This window comes from Streptomyces sp. PA03-5A (genome assembly GCF_033792725.1).
Lineage (GTDB): Bacteria > Actinomycetota > Actinomycetes > Streptomycetales > Streptomycetaceae > Actinacidiphila.
In genome coordinates this window covers 1-16,394 of the sequence record NZ_JARAVL010000012.1, presented here as the reverse complement: position 1 = coordinate 16,394, position 16,394 = coordinate 1, and the positions used below count along the sequence as shown (strand labels likewise).

Here is a 16,394-nt window from a genome sequence, read left to right as displayed (position 1 = left end):
GGGCGTCCCGGGACGACGTCCGGGTGGACCGAGGAGACGAAGGTGTCAGTGCCGGTACAGAGCCGTACCCAGGGTCGCAGGGACCGTACCCATTTCCTGTACATCGCGGTGGTCGTCGCCGCGATCGCCGGCGCCGTGCTCGGGATGGTCGCGCCCGACGCGGCCGTCGAGCTGAAGCCCATAGGCACCGGATTCGTGAACCTGATCAAGATGATGATCTCGCCGATCATCTTCTGCACGATCGTGCTCGGTGTGGGCTCGGTCCGCCAGGCCGCCAAGGTCGGCAGGGTCGGCGGCCTCGCCCTCGGCTACTTCGTGGTGATGTCCTTCGTCGCCCTGGCCATCGGCCTGGTGGTCGGCAACATCCTCCAGCCCGGCGACGGGCTGCACCTGACCGACGCGCTCAAGGACGCGGGCCAGGCGCAGGCCAAGGACGCCCCGGCCGAGACCCTGCCGGACTTCCTGCTGAGCATCATCCCGGTCACCCTGGTCTCCGCCTTCACCGAGGGCCAGGTGCTGCAGACCCTCCTGGTCGCGCTGCTGGTCGGCTTCGGCCTGCAGGCGCTGGGGACGGCGGGCGAGCCCATCCTGCGCGGCGTCGGCCACATCCAGAAGCTGGTGTTCCGCGTCCTGTCCATGATCATGTGGGCGGCTCCGATCGGCGCCTTCGGCGCGATCGCGGCGGTCGTCGGCTCGGCGGGCGTGGACGCCCTCAAGGCGCTCGCCACGATCATGCTCGGCTTCTACGTCACCTGCCTGATCTTCGTCGTGGTCGTGCTCGGCCTGATGCTCCGCTTCTTCGCCGGGGTCAACCTCTTCCAGCTGCTGAAGTACCTCGGCCGGGAGTTCCTGCTGATCGTCTCCACCTCGTCCTCGGAGTCGGCGCTGCCCCGCCTGATCGCCAAGATGGAGCACCTGGGCGTCAGCCGCCCCGTCGTCGGCATCACCGTGCCGACCGGCTACTCCTTCAACCTCGACGGCACCATGATCTACCTGACCATGGCCTCGCTGTTCATCGCCGACTCGATGGGCCAGCCGCTCGCCATCGGCCAGCAGATCACCCTGCTGCTCTTCATGATGGTCGCCTCCAAGGGCGCCGCCGGCGTCACCGGCGCGGGTCTGGCGACCCTCGCCGGAGCGCTCCAGTCGCACAAGCCGGCCCTGGTCGACGGCGTCGGCCTCATCGTCGGCATCGACCGCTTCATGAGCGAGGCGCGCGCCGTCACCAACTTCGCGGGCAACGCCGTCGCCACGGTGCTGATCGGCACGTGGACCAAGGAGTTCGACCGTGAGCAGGCCCAGCGCGTGTTCGCGGGTGAACTGCCCTTCGACGAGACCACGCTCGTCGACGACGGCCACGGCACGGCCCCCGAGCCCGCCGCCCCCGTGGACACCGGCAAGGAGCCGGTGACGACGGCCTGACCGGCTGTCACCCCTGAACGGTCCCGCCGGGCGGATCCCCCTCCGCCCGGCGGGACCCGTTGTGGTGTGTGGGGGCGGGGGAGTTCACCCGATCGGTCCAGGGTGCGGCGCGAGTTCCGTGAGGTGCGCCGGGGCGCGTCGGTGCAGGTCAGCGCGCGGGTGTGCGGGACTCGTGCGCGGGGCGCCCGGCATGCGGCGCGATGCGCCGGGAGGCGTGACGAGGGGATGTGTGGGGAGCGGCGCACGAACCGCTTCAGAAAGTTCGTCTCGGTTCGTGGATATGGCCAATTCCCGTTCCCCGTAAGGGAGATAATCACACGGCCCGGCGTTGGGGGTGGGGAGTGCGCGAGTCCGCCGTCTGCTGCATTTGGCGTAAACCGCACACTTGCGGACGGCTCGCTCGTTAGGAGTGCTGCGTCGCCTTTCAAGGTCTGGGATGCAGTGAGATGATTCTACTCAATTCCGGACAAATGGTGTGCGCACCAACGCACCTTACCGAACGAGGACCCCGCTATGACTGCCACCCCCACCGTGAACGCCGGCCACGACGCTCCGACCCGGCGCTCGCAGGCGCGGCGGAGGATCCCGCTGGCCGAGCTGGCCTCCCGCGGCAGCTCCGTGGCCTCCCCGGCCCTTGACCGCGTGATGCCCGCCGCCGCCTCCGCCGGGAACGTCCCGGTCGCGGCCTTCCAGTCGTTCAGCAGCAAGTAGGCCCGACCGACTCGGGGGTCCGGGCCGCAGTCATGGGGACATCAGCACCGGCCAGAGCGCTGTCGCAATTCGTGCTGAAACTGCACAGCCGGTGCGATTTGGCGTGCGATCACTGCTACGTCTACGAGCACGCCGACACCAGCTGGAAGACGCGTGTCCGGGCCACCCCCGACGAGGTGTTCGAACGGGTGGCCGCACGGATCGCCGAGCATGCCGCGGCGCACCGTCTCGCGGCCGTCCAGGTGGTGTTCCACGGGGGAGAACCCCTGCTGGCAGGCCCGGCCCGCATCCGGCGGGCGGCCGAGGCGCTGCGCCGGGCGCTCGACGGCGTGTGCGCCCTGGAGCTCGGCATCCAGACCAACGCCGTCCTCCTGGACGAGCGGTTCTGCGACGTCTTCGACGAGTTCGGCATCTCGGTCGGCGTCTCCCTGGACGGCGGCCGGGCCGAGAACGACCGCCACCGGCGGTTCGCCGACGGGCGGGGCAGCTACGACCGGGTCGTGGCGTCGCTCGGGCTGCTCCGCGAGCCGCGCTACCGCCATCTGTACGGCGGTCTGCTCTGCACCATCGACGTGGAGAACGACCCGCTGGCGGTCTACGAGGCCCTGATGGCGCTCGAACCGCCCCGCATCGACTTCCTGCTGCCCCACGCCACCCATGACGCCCCGCCCGCGCGCCCCGGCGGCGCCCGGGCGCCCTACGCGCAGTGGCTGCTGACCGTCCACCGCCGCTGGGCGGCCGAGGGGCGCCCGGTGCCCGTGCGGGTCTTCGACTCCGTGCGCCGGATGCTGCGCGGCGGGAGCAGCCTGGTCGAGTCGATCGGCACCGACCCGGTCGACCTGGTCGTCATCGAGACCGACGGGACCTTCGAGCAGGCCGACTCGCTCAAGACCGCCTACGACGGCGCCCCGGCCACCGGGATGGACGTGTTCGCCCACTCCCTGGACGAGGTCGCCGCCCACCCCGGCATCGCGGCCCGGCGGCAGGGCAAGGAGGGGCTGTGCGACGAGTGCCGCCGCTGCCCGGTCGTCGACGTCTGCGGCGGGGGACTGTACGCGCACCGCTACCGCACCGGGACCGGATTCGAGAATCCGTCCGCGTACTGCGGTGACCTGATGGAGTTGATCCTCGGCATCCGTGACGCCGAGGAGACGGAACGGGAGAATCCGGTGAGCACCGCGTCGGGGCGGCAGCCCCAGTCCTCGCTGACCGAGGACCAGATCGACCAGCTGGCCGCCGGCTACGGCGACGCCGCGACGGTCGCCGCGCTCGCCGCCGAGCAACTGGAGATCACCCGCGGACTGCTCACCGCCGTCTGGGAGCGCGCTCCCCGGGACGGCAGGACCGCCGCGGTCTGGCGGGTGCTCGCCGAGGTCGACGAGGCCGCGCCGGAGGCCCTGGACGAGGTGCTCGCCCATCCCTACGTCCGGCCGTGGGCCCGGCACTGCCTGGAGACGGGCGGCGCCGGCGGGGCGGACGTGGCGGGGCTCGCCGAGTTCGCCGCCGCCGCCGTGGTGCGGGCCGCGGGCCGGTACGGGGCGAGCGTGCGGGTGCCCGTCCGCGACGGCGCGGTACGCCTGCCGGGGCTCGGCCGCGTTCTGGTCGGCGCCCACGACGGAGCGGACGCCGACGTCGCCGCGACCGCCGACGGCTTCGGCGTGAGCGCCGCCGGCCGCACGGTGAGGATCGGCGCGCACGACCCGGGCGACGCGCGGTGGCACCCCGTACGGCGGGTCGGCCCGGCCGGATGGAGCGTCGCGCTGGAGGACACCGACCCCTACCGCGACGCCCACCAGTGGCCCCTGGTGCCCCGGCAGGACGAGGCCGAGGTCAAGGCCTGGCACGAGGACCTGGTCGCCGCCTGGGACTTCCTCGGCCGTGAGCTGCCCCGCTACGTGCCGGGACTGGCCACCGGGCTCGGCACCATCACCCCGTTGGTCCCGCCGGGCGACGGCAGTGACGTCAGCGGGGCCGCCCGGCAGGCGTTCGGCGCGGTCGGCATCGCGCGGCCCGCCGCCCCGGACACGCTGGCCCTGCTGGTCGCCCACGAGTTCCAGCACGTGAAGCTCGGTGCCGTCCTGGACCTGATGGACCTGTACGACCCGGAGGACACCCGCCTCTTCCACGCCCCGTGGCGCCCCGACCCGCGCCCGCTGGAGGGGCTGCTGCAGGGGACGTACGCGCACGTCGCCGTCGCCGAGTACTGGCGCGCGCTGGCCCGCCGGGGCGTCCCGGAGGCGGCGGCGCCCTTCGCCCGCTGGACCCGCGAGACCGCGGAGGCGGTCGACCGGCTGGCCGGCAGCGGCTCGCTGACCCCGCTCGGCAAGCGCTTCGCGGACGGGATGGCCGGCACCGTCGCCCCCTGGCTCTCCGAACTGAACGGGGTCTGAGGTGCACACCCTGGAAAGCCTGACCCGGGATCTGCGCGCGCTGGGAGTCGAGGCTGGGGACGTGCTGCTCGTCCAGGGCTCGCTGAAGGCGGTCGGCCCGGTCGAGGGCGGCGGACGCACCGTGGTCGAGGCGCTGCGGGCGGCGCTGGGCGAGCACGGCACCCTGGTCGCGTACGCGGCGACCCCGGAGAACTCCGTCACCTCCCGGCTGGACCGGCAGCGCACGGAGGGCATGAGCGAGGCGGAGCTGGCCGCCTACCGCGACGCGATGCCCGCCTTCGACCCGCTGACCACCCCCGTCTCGCCCACCGTGGGACGGCTCGCCGAGGAGGTCCGGCTGGTGCCGGGCGCGCTGCGCAGCGCGCACCCGCACACCTCCTTCACCGCCTTCGGCCCGGCCGCGCGCTTCGTCACCGAGGGCCACGAGCTGGAGAGCCACCTGGGCGAGGACTCGCCCACCGCCCGGCTGTACGACCTGCGGGCCCGTGCCCTGCTGGTCGGCGTGGACCTGTGGGTCTGCACCGCCTACCACCTCGCCGACTACCGGGCGGTCCCGCCGCCGGACCGCCCTTACCAGGCCCTGGTGCGCACCGCGGACGGCGGCAAGGAGTGGGTGCACTTCCAGGCGCCCGACATCGACGACCGCCACTTCCCGAGGCTGGTCCCGGTGGTGGCGCGCGAGTGCGCGGTGCTGGACGGTCCCCTCGGCGACGCGCCCTGTCATCTGGTGCCGATCGCCGACGCCGTGGACGTTATCGCCAAGTGGCTGGCCAACAACGGCCGTTGACGTAATCCGGGCAAAAATGATGGTCATGCGCTATTCCGCCGGAGAATAGACGGTTCCTACACTGAGGTTCCCTCACGAGGGGCGGAGTGGGGTCGTGCAGGCGGGCGGGGGAGATGGCGCATGGCATTACCCGTGGGGCAGGGAGACGCCTCGGACAAGCCCTATTTCTTCCTCAGTTACGCGCACACCCCCAGGAACGACCCCTCGGATCCCGACCCCGACCTGTGGGTCGCCAAGCTCTACAACGACCTGTGCGCGCACATCCTGCAGATGACGACGCTGCCCGCCGGGGTCAAGGCGGGCTTCATGGACCGGGGGATGAACGTCGGCGAGGGCTGGCCGGAATCGCTCGCCGAGGCGCTGGCGCACTGCCAGGTCTTCGTCCCGCTCTATTCGCCCCGCTACTTCCGCAGCCAGCAGTGCGGCAAGGAGTGGTTCGCCTTCTCCCAGCGCGCCGTCCACCACCGGTCCCTGCACGACCGCCCGATATCCGGCATCGTGCCCGCGCTGTGGGTGCCGGTCGCCGCGAACGACATGCCGGGCCCGGCCGAGGGACTGCAGTTCAACCACGCGGACTTCGGCGAGGACTACGCCGCCGAGGGCTTCTACGGGCTGATCAAGCTCAGCTACCTCAAGCACGAGTACGAGCGGGCCGTCTACCGCCTCGCACAGCGCATCGTGCAGGTCGTCGAGGACACCAAGATCGCCAAAGGGCGTCACCTCGACTACCACCACGTCCCCAGTGCCTTCGGCCCCCCGGGCACCAGCCGGCCGCTGCGCGTGACGGTGCTCGCCTGCTGCGACGCCGAGGAACTGCCCGCGGGCCGCAGCCCCACCTGTTACGGGCCCTCGCCGCGCGACTGGAACCCCTACCGCCCGCAGAGCAGCCGGCCGCTCGCCGACCACGCGGCCGACCTGGCGCGCAACCTCGACTACCGGGTCAGCGTGGGGGTGTTCGAGGAGGAGCTGGACCGCCTGCTGGACCCCACGCCCACCGCCCCCGGACTGCTGCTGCTCGACCGCTGGGCGCTGGACTCGCCCGACCGGCGGGAGATGCTGAGCCGCTTCGGCAGCGAGCACCGGCCCTGGGTCAGCGTCCTGGTGCCGTGGAACCGCGCCGACCCGGAGTCGGGCGGCCACGAGGAGGCCCTGCGCCGCCTCGCCGACGACGCCCTCGACCCCAGCCGCGCGGACGGCCCGGGCGGGCGCTTCGTCCGCAACAACATCCCGAGCCTGGAGGCGTTCAGCGACGACGTGCCCAGGGCCGTGGGACGCGCCGCCAAGCACTACGCCGCCCACGCCCCGGCCTTCCCGCCCCAGGGCCCGCACAGTTCGCGCCCCAGGCTCCGGGGCCCGTCCCCAGGGGCGTACGGACCCGAGCGCTCCTCCCCGTACGGCCTGCACGACGACCGCGGCACCACGGAACCCGACAAACCGGAGGGCGAGGATGACCGAGAGCCGTAACGGACGTGTGATCACGTTCTACTCGTACAAGGGCGGCACCGGACGGACCATGGCCCTGGCGAACACCGCCTGGATCCTCGCCGCCAACGGCCACCGGGTGCTGACGGTGGACTGGGACCTGGAGGCCCCGGGCCTCTTCCGCTTCTTCCACCCCTTCCTGGACCCCTCCGCGCTCGCGGCCACCACCGGCATGATCGACCTGATCACCGAGTACCGGGAGGAGGCGCTGCGCGACGTGCCGCGGCCGCCCGACTGGCACCGCCAGTTCGCCCGGGTCCGCCCGCACGCCATATCCCTCAACTGGGCCTTCCCCGGCGGCGGCAGCCTGGACTACCTGTCCGCGGGCCGGCAGGACCGCAACTACTCCACCGCGCTCACCGGCATCGACTGGGACGTCTTCTACGACCGCTTCGGCGGCGGCCAGTTCCTGGACGCCATGCGCGCGGACATGCGCCGCCACTACGACTACGTCCTCATCGACAGCCGTACCGGCCTCAGCGACATCGCCGACATCTGCACCGTCCACATGCCCGACGAGCTGGTGGTCTGCTTCACCCTCAGCGACCAGAGCATCTTCGGCGCCGCCGCCGTCGCCCGTGACATCGAGGAGCGCTACAACGGCCGGGGCATCCGCATCTTCCCCGTGCCCATGCGCATCGACGACGGCGAGAAGGAGAAGGCGGACGCCGGACGGGCCCTGGCCCGCGCCCAGTTCGACGGTCTCCCGGCCGGCATGGACGACGACGAACTCGTCTCCTACTGGGGGTCGGTGGAGATCCCCTACCGCCCCTTCTACGCCTACGAGGAGATCCTGGCGACCTTCGGGGACGCCCCGGGCCTGTCCAGCTCGATGCTGTCGGCCTGCGAACGCCTGACCTCCGTGGTCTCCGGCGGCGCGGTGAACTCGCTGCCCCCGATCGCGGAGTCCGAACGGCTGCGCTGGGCGGCGGAGTTCACTCGGCGCAGGCCCGTCCCGCCGTCCGGCCTGGTGCTGGCGTACGTGCCCGAGGACCGCATGTGGGCGGACTGGATCGAGTGGATCCTGACCCGGGCCGGGTTCCGGGTCGTCCCCTGGGACGTGGAGACCCACACCGCCCCCGCGGAACAGCCCGCCGTGGCCGGGGCCTCCGCCCGCACCCTCGTCGTGCTCTCCGCCGCCTACCTGCGGTCCCGGCGGGCCATGCGGGTGTGGGAGTCGAGCGCGGGCACCGACCCCTCGGGCCCGCAGCACCAACTGCTGCCGATCCGGGTCGGCGACGTCCGCCCCGGCCCGCCGCTGGCCCAGCGCAGCCCGGTCAGCCTGGTGCGGCTCGACCACGCCGCGGCCGCCACCACGCTGCTGCGCGCCCTCGGCCGTGACGACACGGACCTCAGCCCGACCGCCATGACCAACGGCCCGCGCTACCCCGTCGGCGACCCCAAGGTGTCCAACCTGCGGCCCCGCAACACCTTCTTCACCGGCCGCTCCACCGTCCTGGACCGGCTGCGCGACCGCCTGGGCGGCGGCAACCCCTCCGTCCAGCCCTTCCCGCAGACCCTCCACGGCCTCGGCGGCGTCGGCAAGACGCAGGTGGCGCTGGAGTACGCGCACCGCTTCAAGGCCGACTACGACCTCGTGTGGTGGATCGAGGCGGAGCAGGAGGACCGGATCGCGCCCTCCCTCGCCGAACTCGCCCGCCGCCTGGAGCTGAGGGTCGGCGACAGCGTGTCCGAGGCCGCCGAGGCGGCCCGTGAGGAACTGGCCACCGGCACCCGCTTCCCGCGCTGGCTGCTGGTGTTCGACAACGTCGAGGACCCCGAGCGGGTGCGCCGCTTCTTCCCCGGGGGACGCGGCCACATCGTGGTCACCGCCCGGAACAAGCCGCCGACGGGACCGACCGAGCCCCTGGAGATCGAGGTCTTCAACCGCTCGGAGAGCGTGGAGCACCTGCGCCGCCGGGTCGGCGGGATGAGCCGGGAGGACGCCGGGCAGGTGGCCGAGGCGGTCGGTGACCTGCCGCTGGCGGTCGAGGTGGCCGCCGCGTGGCTCGCCGAGACCGCCACCCCCGTCGACGTCTACGTGCACCAGCTCAAGGAGCAGACGACCAAGGCGCTGTCGGTCACCACCGCCGCCGGCTACCCGCGGGAGGTCGGGGCGACCTGGAGCATCTCCATCAGCCGGCTGCGCAACCAGTCCAAGGCCGCCGTCCGGCTGCTGGAGCTGTGCGCGTTCTTCGCGGCCGAGCCGATCTCGATGACCCTCATCGAGAGCGACTCCATGATCCAGGCGCTGCTGCCGCACGACCCCCAGCTGCGCGACCGCTACATGCTCGGCAAGGTCATCCAGGCGCTCAACCGCTTCGCCCTGGCCAAGGTCGACCCGGCCGACAGCAGCATCCAGGTGCACCGGCTGGTGCAGGCCGCCGTGCGCTCGGAGATGTCGCAGGACGACCAGCAGGACACGATGCACGAGGTGCACCGCATCCTCGCCGAGGCCCGGCCGCCGGAGGACGCCATCAACGACCCGGCGAACTGGCCCGGGTTCGAGCTGATCTGGCCGCACCTCGCGCCGTCGCAGGCCGAGGACTGCCGCGAGGAGAAACCACGCCAGCTGCTGGTCAACCGTGTCCGCTACCTGTGGAAGAGCGGCGAACTGGAGCAGGCCAGGCAACTGGCCGAGCAACTGCTCGGCGTGTGGCAGCAGTCCCTCGGCGAGGACGACCTGCAGACCCTCAACCTGCAGTTCGAGCTCGCCAACGTGCTCCGCTCGCAGGGCAAGTACCAGGAGGCCCGGCAGTACGACGAGGACACCCTGGCCCGGCAGACCGCCCTGCTGGCCCCCGGCCACCCGCACACCCTGATCACCGGCGGCAGCCTCGCCGCGGACCTGCGGGCGCTGGGCCTGTTCCAGGAGGCCAGGGAACGCGACGAGCAGATCTACGCCGGCTTCAAGGACATCTTCGGCGAGCAGCACCCGCGCTCGCTCGTCGCGGCCAACAACCTCGCCATCGACTACCGGCTCACCGGGGACTCCGAACTCGCCCGCCGGCTGGACCAGGAGACCGTGGACCGGCGCACCCCGATGCTCGGCGACCGCCACCCGTACACCCTGTCCACCAAGGCCAACCTCGCCCGCGACCTGCGGGAGATCGGCGACTACACCGGTTCCGTCGCGATGCTCGAAGAGGTGATGGACGTCTTCCAGGACGTCCTCAACCCCGACGTGCCCGAGACCCTCCGCAACGCCAAGAGCCTCGCCGTCTCGCTGCGCAAGGCGGGCCGCGCCGCGGAGGCGATGCGGCTCACCCAGGTGACGTACGACCGCTACCTGGAGCGGTACGGGCCCGACGTGCCCGACACGCTCGCCTGCGCGCTCAACCTCGCCGCCGACTACTCGGCGGCCGGCGACAAGGCGAAGGCCCGCGACCTGGCGACCGACGCCCTCGCCGCCTACCGCCGGCTGCTCGGCGACGACCACCCGTTCACCCTGGCCTGCCGCAACAACCTCGCCATCTACCTGCGGGGCAGCGGCAACGCCGAGGAGGCCGTGGCGGTCGGCACCGAAACCCTGGCCGGGCTGGAACGCGCGGTCGGCCCCCGGCACCCCTACACCCTCAACTGCACGATCAACCTGGGCAACGCCACGGGCGAACAGGGGGACACCGACCGTGCCGTGACCCTCCTGGAGACCGCACTGCGCGGCCTCACCGAGCGCTACGGTCCCGAGCACCCGGACGCCCTGGCCTGCGAGATCAACCTGGCCTACGCCCTGCGGCAGTCCGGCCGGCACGCACGGGCGCAGGCGATCCGCAGCAAGGTGCTCCCGGAGTGCGTACGGCTGCTCGGCGAGGAGCACCCCCTCAGCCGGGCCGCCCGCGAGTGGTACCGGGTCAACCGGGACCTGGAGCCGCAGCCGGTGTGAGCGGCGGTCAGGCGGGCATCGACCGCGCCCGACCGCCCCCGGCGGCCGCCCAGGCGAGCACCTTGGGCAGCACCGACAGGGCCGCGAAGTGCGCGGCCCCCGGCTGCACCACCATGCTCGCGCCGGGGATGTGCTCGGCCAGCCAGCGCGAGTGCGCCACCGGCGAGAACACGTCGTCCTCGCCGTGCCACAGCAGCACCGGCGCCGCGATGCGGTCCAGTCCGAACCCCCAGCTACGGTTGAACGCCAGCGTGTCGTCGATCCAGCCGTCGGCCGAGGTGCGCAGCGCCTCCGCGTAGGTGCGCAGCAGCATCGTGCGCAGGCCCGCGTCCGCGATCACCCGCTGGTCCGGCTCCGGCATCTCCTCCCGGAGCACGGCGAGCAGGCTGGCCGGGTCGTCGCGGATGGTGCGGGAGCGCAGTTCCAGCCGGGCGGCGAGCCGCCGTTGCGCCGCGTCGGCGGTGGTGTGGTCGCGGACGTTGGACCGGGTCATCCCCGCGTACCAGGCGAGCCCCTGCGCGTCCCTCGGCGCGAGCCCCACCAGCACCGCCACCCGCGTCACACGGTCGGGCAGCAGCGCGGCGCACGCGAGCGAGTGCGGCCCGCCGCCCGAGCGGCCGACCACCGCGAACGCGTCCAGGCCCATGGCGTCGGCGATCGCCGCGACATCGGCGGCGACGTCCGCGACCCGCCGGCCGGGCAGCCGCTCGGAGCCGCCGTACCCGGGCCGGTCGAAGGAGATCAGCCGCACCCCCAGCCGGTACAGCACGGCGCTGCGCGGCACCGGGCCGAGCCGGCTGCCGGGTGTGCCGTGCAGCAGGAACACGGGCCTGCCCCGCGGATCGCCCCGGGTCTCCACCGCCAGTTCCCGCCCGTCCCTCGCCCGTACGACACGCACTGCGAGCAGCCCCCTCTCGTGTCCCGCGGTCCGTCCCTCACACGCGCATCTCGCGCCTCGCCTGCCAGGTGGTGTGCTCCCGGGACACCGCGTCCTCGGCGTCCCGGGTCAGCTGCGACCACAGGTGCTCGGCATGCGGGTCGTCCAGGTCCAAGGACGCCAGCTGCACCCGGATCAGCTCCAGTTCGTCGGCCGCCACCCGGTACGCCGCGGCCAGCGGGCTGTACTGGCGCAGCTGCGCCCAGGCCGCCACCGAGGCCGTGATGGCCGACACGAAGCCCAGGGTGTCGAAGGGTGACCAGCCGCCCGCCCGCAGCACCAGGAAGAGGACGCCGAGCAGCGGGAAGGCCATCGCCAGCCGTCCCGCCCGGCGCCCGTTCACCTCGCAGCGGACCGCCTTCATCGTGTACCACTCGTGCTGCACCCGGATGCGCTCCCGCAGGTACACGTCGTGCCGCACGCGCAGCGGCGCGTCCCGCAGCCGCCGCATCGCCGGGGTGATGCCCGAGTCGACGTGGGAGGGCAGGGCCCTGCTGCGCCGGAAGGTGTGCAGGACGTCACCGAGCTGCAGCCGGTACAGGGCGTCCGGGTCGCGTTCGTCGCCGGGCGGCGTGAAGGGGTCGGCCCGCACCGAGTACTTCCAGGCGAGCGTCTTCATGGACTCGGCCAGCGCCCGGCCCTCGTACCACAGCGCCTGCGGGTTCTGGCGGTGGATCACCCAGGTGGTCCACGCGGCGTACGCGAACAGGACGGCCGCGAGCCAGGAAGCCCAGTGCAGGCGGCCCGCGGTGGCGTCGAAGGAGCTGAAGACGGAGGCCACCGTGAGCAGCCCGAGCTGCTGGCGCGACAGCCGTACGGTCTGCCACTGGCCCCGCAGTGACGCCCGGTCGGCGGACCGGAACAGGTCCGGGAGCAACTCGCGTTCGCTCACCATCGGCAGCGGCCCCCCGCACTCGCTGAATCCCGCAGTCATCCCAGTATGGGCGTGCCGGGGGCGGCAGCCCAGTAGGCGTCCGGCCGAACTCCCGCTCCCCGCACGCGCCGTGGCCGCGCGGGCGGCGCCGCGCGCGGCACGTCCGTCACGCCCTCGGCGAACGTGCGCCGCACGGGCCGGAGCGGCGGGCAGGCTGAGGGGTGTGCTGACACGAGTCGCGGTCCTGTCCGACGTCCACGGCAACCTGCCGGCCCTGCAGGCCGTACTGGCCGAGCCCGACGTCCGCACCGCCGAGCGGGTGGTCCTCACCGGGGACCACGCGGCGGGCCCGATGCCGGTGCCCACCCTCGACGCGCTGCGCGACCTCGGCGGGCGCGCCCTGTGGATCCGCGGCAACGCGGACCGCGAACTGGTCGAGCACCGCCGTACGGGCAGGACCACCGGGTACCCGGAGTCGGACTGGGCCGCGCGACGGCTCCGCGAGGACCAGGTGACCCTGCTGGCAGGCCTCCCGGACACCGTGGAGCTGGAGGTCGACGGCCCGGGCCGGACGCTGTTCTGCCACGCAACCCCGCGCGACGACGAGGAGATCGTGCTCGTCGACTCCCGCGCCGAGCGCTGGGCCGAGGTGATGTCCGGCGTCGCCCCCGAGGTGGAGACCGTCGTCTGCGGGCACACGCACATGCCGTACGCCCGGGTCGTCCACGGCCGGCTGGTCGTCAACCCCGGGAGCGTCGGTATGCCGTACGGCCGCGGCGGCGCCCACTGGGCGCTCCTGGGCGCGGGCGGCGTCCAGCTGCGTCGCACCGTCTACGACCGCGAGGCGGCGGCCGCACGGATCGTCGCGGAGTCCGGCTTCGACGGCGCGGCGCGGTGGGTGCGGGAGTACGTCCTCGGCTGCCATCCGGCCGAGGCCGTGATCGACGCGTGGGGCCCGCGCGACGGGCGGCCCGCGCTACGAGGCCGCCCTGCGCCACCGTGACGGCGACGCCCCGATGGCCGGCCGCTACCGCCGCTGGCTGGGGGCCCCTTCGACCTGGGCCGCCGCTGCGCCCAGTCCGGCGTCAGCACCCTCACCGTCAGGGTCGACGGCGACCGGGCGTACTTCTTCCTCGACCGGCGCGACGCCCAGGGCGTGGCCACCGCCATGAACACCACCCACGTCGTCCCCGCCGGGGAGTTCCAGCCGCACGCCGACGTGCTGCCGGTCTGGCACTCCGACCTGGACCTGTGGCACAACACGATGCGCGAGTACGCGGAGGAGTTCCTCGGCGCGCCGGACGCCGGGGGCGTCGGCGGGGCGACCCTCGACTACGACACCGACGAGCCGTACGCGAGCATGAACCGCGCCGCCCGCGAGGGCCGGGCCCGCTTCAGCTTCCTCGGGCTCGGGCTCGACCCGCTGAACTGGAAGCCGGAGCTGCTCACCGTCTGCGTGTGGGAGGCCGCGACCTTCGACACCGTCTTCGGCGGCATGACCGAGCGCAACGAGGAGGGTGTGATCGTGGTCGGCCACGGCCACCGGGGGCTGCCCTTCACCGAGGAGAACGTCCTCGGCTACGCCAGGCACCCCCGCACCCACTCCGCGGGGCGGGCCTGCCTGCACCTGGCGTGGCGCAGGCGGGCCGCACTCGGCATCCCGTGACGTACGGTCAGGCCGGCCGCAGCCAGACCGTGGCCAGCGGCGGCAGGGTGAGCTGCACGCTCTCGCGCCGGCCGTTCCAGGCGACCGGCTCGGACTTCAGCGGCTCGGGGTTGGTGACGTCGCTCCCGCCGTAGGCGGCGGCGTCGGTGTTGAGCACCTCCCGCAGCGCCTCCACCCCGTCCGGCACGCCGATCCGGTAGCCGTGGCGGACCACCGGCGAGAAGTTGCTGACCGCGACCAGCGGGTTCCCCCCGGCGTCGAGGCGCACGAAGGAGAAGACGTTGTCCTCGGCGGCGCCGCCGTCGAGCCAGGCGAAGCCGTCCGGGGTGGTGTCGAGCTGCCACAGCGCCGGTGTGGCCCGGTAGCAGGTGTTGAGGTCACGGACGAGGTCCCGCACTCCGCGGTGGTCGCCCGCCGCGGAGTAGGTCTCGTCGAGCAGCCACCAGTCCGGCCCGTGGTCGTGGGACCACTCGGCTCCCTGCGCGAACTCCTGTCCCATGAAGAGCAGTTGCTTGCCCGGGTGGGCCCACATGAAGCCGAGGTAGGCGCGGTGGCCGGCGCGCTGCTGCCACCAGTCGCCGGGCATCTTGGCCACCAGCGCGCCCTTGCCGTGGACGACCTCGTCGTGCGAGATCGGCAGGACGTAGTTCTCGCTGTAGGCGTACACCATCGAGAAGGTCATCTCGTTGTGGTGGTACTTGCGGTGCACCGGCTCGTGCTTGATGTACTCCAGCGAGTCGTGCATCCACCCCATGTTCCACTTCAGGCCGAAGCCGAGCCCGCCGAAGCCGGCCGGGCCGACGTGGTGGGTGGGCCGGGTGACGCCGTCCCAGGCGGTGGACTCCTCGGCGATGGTGACGACACCGGGGCAGCGCCGGTAGACGGTCGCGTTCATCTCCTGCAGGAAGGCGACGGCGTCCAGGTCCTCGCGCCCGCCGTACGCGTTCGGCGCCCACTGGCCGTCCTCGCGGGAGTAGTCCAGGTAGAGCATGGAGGCGACGGCGTCCACCCGCAGCCCGTCGATGTGGAACTCCTCGCACCAGTAGACCGCGTTGGCCACCAGGAAATTGCGGACCTCGGTGCGGCCGAAGTCGAACTCCAGCGTCCCCCAGTCGGGATGGTCCCCGCGCCAGGGGTGCTCGTAGAGGTTGGTGCCGTCGAAGTCCGCCAGCGCCCAGTCGTCCTTGGGGAAGTGAGCCGGCACCCAGTCCATGATGACGCCGATGCCCGCCCGGTGCAGCGCGTCCACCAGGTACCGGAAGTCGTCCGGGGTGCCCATCCGGGCGGTGGGGGCGTAGTACGAGGTGACCTGGTAGCCCCACGAGCCGCCGAAGGGGTGCTCGGCGACCGGCATCAGCTCCACGTGCGTGAAGCCCAGGTCGCGCACGTACGCCGGGAGCTGTTCGGCCAGTTCGCGGTACGACAGCCCCGGCCGCCACGAGGCGAGGTGCACCTCGTACACCGACAAGGGCGCCTCGTGCACCGGCACGCGGCCGCGCGAGGCCATCCAGTCGGCGTCCTGCCATTCGTGGCGGGACGCGGTGACGACGGAGGCGGTGGCGGGCGGTGTCTCGGTGCGGCGGGCCATCGGGTCGGCCTTGAGCCGCCGCCCGCCGTCCGGCCCGCAGACCTCGAACTTGTAGCGCTGCCCCTCGCCGACCTCGGGCAGGAACAGCTCCCACACGCCGGACGAGCCCAGTGAGCGCATCGGGAAGGCGGTGCCGTCCCAGCAGGTGAAGTCGCCGACCACCCGCACCCCGCGCGCGTTGGGCGCCCACACGGTGAACCGGGTGCCGGTGACGCCCTCATGGGTCATCGGCTCGGCGCCGAGCGCCTTCCACAACTGCTCGTGCCGCCCCTCGTTGATCAGGTGCAGGTCGAACTCGCCGAGCGCCGGCAGGAAGCGGTACGGGTCGTCCACCTCGCGCTCGTCGCCGTCGTAGGTGACGGCGAGCCGGTACGCGGGGACCTCGGTCAGCGGCAGCACACCGCTGAACAGCCCGTCGCCCTCGTGGTGCAGCACCGTCCGCGCCCCGTCGCCGGTGACGACGGCCACGCTCCGCGCGTACGGCCGCAGCGCCCGGAAGGCCAGGCCGTCCGCCACGCGGTGGACGCCGAGCAGCCCGTGCGGGTCGTGGTGGGCGCCGTCCAGCAGCCGGCGCCGCTCGCCGGGGTCGAGCTCCGGGGCCGGGGGCACATCGCCGGTCACGGGGCCGGCGGCCGGCGCGACCTCGGGCGCGGG

General features: G+C 73.0%; 11 protein-coding genes. 8 read left to right on the top strand and 3 right to left on the bottom strand.

Going from position 1 to position 16,394, the window contains the following annotated elements; genetic code table 11:
- Positions 1 to 48: 48 nt before the first annotated feature.
- From PV410_RS16655 to fxsT, 6 genes are all read left to right on the top strand, one after another.
- Complete coding sequence (locus PV410_RS16655; protein ID WP_500325563.1) at positions 49 to 1,422, top strand: cation:dicarboxylate symporter family transporter; 1,374 nt, start codon at positions 49 to 51, stop codon at positions 1,420 to 1,422.
- A gap of 513 nt (positions 1,423 to 1,935) precedes the next feature.
- The gene (gene fxsA, locus PV410_RS16650; RefSeq protein WP_499514082.1) at positions 1,936 to 2,133 is read left to right on the top strand and encodes an FxSxx-COOH cyclophane-containing RiPP peptide; all 198 of its coding nucleotides are present in this window, start codon (positions 1,936 to 1,938) and stop codon (positions 2,131 to 2,133) included.
- A gap of 32 nt (positions 2,134 to 2,165) precedes the next feature.
- Complete coding sequence (locus PV410_RS16645) at positions 2,166 to 4,523, top strand: FxsB family cyclophane-forming radical SAM/SPASM peptide maturase (RefSeq protein WP_500325278.1); 2,358 nt, start codon at positions 2,166 to 2,168, stop codon at positions 4,521 to 4,523.
- A 1-nt stretch (position 4,524) separates the two neighbouring features.
- Positions 4,525 to 5,310, top strand: coding sequence for an AAC(3) family N-acetyltransferase (locus PV410_RS16640; RefSeq protein ID WP_500325276.1), 786 nt, complete (start codon positions 4,525 to 4,527; stop codon positions 5,308 to 5,310).
- A gap of 120 nt (positions 5,311 to 5,430) precedes the next feature.
- Positions 5,431 to 6,774, top strand: a complete 1,344-nt coding sequence (locus tag PV410_RS16635; RefSeq protein ID WP_500325274.1) for a TIR-like protein FxsC — start codon at positions 5,431 to 5,433, stop codon at positions 6,772 to 6,774.
- Positions 6,758 to 10,675 carry an FxSxx-COOH system tetratricopeptide repeat protein gene (gene fxsT, locus PV410_RS16630; RefSeq protein WP_500325272.1) on the top strand — a complete coding sequence of 1,306 codons (3,918 nt, stop codon included), beginning with the start codon at positions 6,758 to 6,760 and terminating at the stop codon, positions 10,673 to 10,675. Before PV410_RS16635 ends, fxsT begins: the two co-directional genes overlap by 17 nt.
- A 7-nt stretch (positions 10,676 to 10,682) precedes the next feature.
- Here the strand turns inward: fxsT and PV410_RS16625 are convergent, their stop codons facing one another.
- Together PV410_RS16625 and PV410_RS16620 are read right to left on the bottom strand one after the other, a co-directional pair.
- Positions 10,683 to 11,573, bottom strand: coding sequence for an alpha/beta fold hydrolase (locus tag PV410_RS16625; RefSeq protein ID WP_500325270.1), 891 nt, complete (start codon positions 11,571 to 11,573; stop codon positions 10,683 to 10,685).
- A gap of 37 nt (positions 11,574 to 11,610) precedes the next feature.
- Positions 11,611 to 12,546 carry a DUF4231 domain-containing protein gene (locus PV410_RS16620; RefSeq protein ID WP_499514088.1) on the bottom strand — a complete coding sequence of 312 codons (936 nt, stop codon included), beginning with the start codon at positions 12,544 to 12,546 and terminating at the stop codon, positions 11,611 to 11,613.
- Positions 12,547 to 12,709: 163 nt separating this feature from the next.
- Between PV410_RS16620 and PV410_RS16615 the strand changes: the two genes are divergently transcribed.
- On the top strand, positions 12,710 to 13,489 hold the full coding sequence (locus PV410_RS16615; RefSeq protein WP_500325268.1) for a metallophosphoesterase family protein: 780 nt from the start codon (positions 12,710 to 12,712) through the stop codon (positions 13,487 to 13,489).
- A 165-nt stretch (positions 13,490 to 13,654) separates the two neighbouring features.
- Complete coding sequence (locus PV410_RS16610; protein WP_500325266.1) at positions 13,655 to 14,152, top strand: hypothetical protein; 498 nt, start codon at positions 13,655 to 13,657, stop codon at positions 14,150 to 14,152.
- 7 nt (positions 14,153 to 14,159) lie between these two features.
- Here PV410_RS16610 and glgB read toward each other — a convergent pair whose 3' ends face one another.
- Positions 14,160 to 16,361: a 1,4-alpha-glucan branching enzyme gene (gene glgB, locus PV410_RS16605; RefSeq protein WP_500325561.1), complete on the bottom strand. Its 2,202-nt coding sequence runs from the start codon at positions 16,359 to 16,361 to the stop codon at positions 14,160 to 14,162.
- Between the last annotated feature and the right edge of the window lie 33 nt (positions 16,362 to 16,394).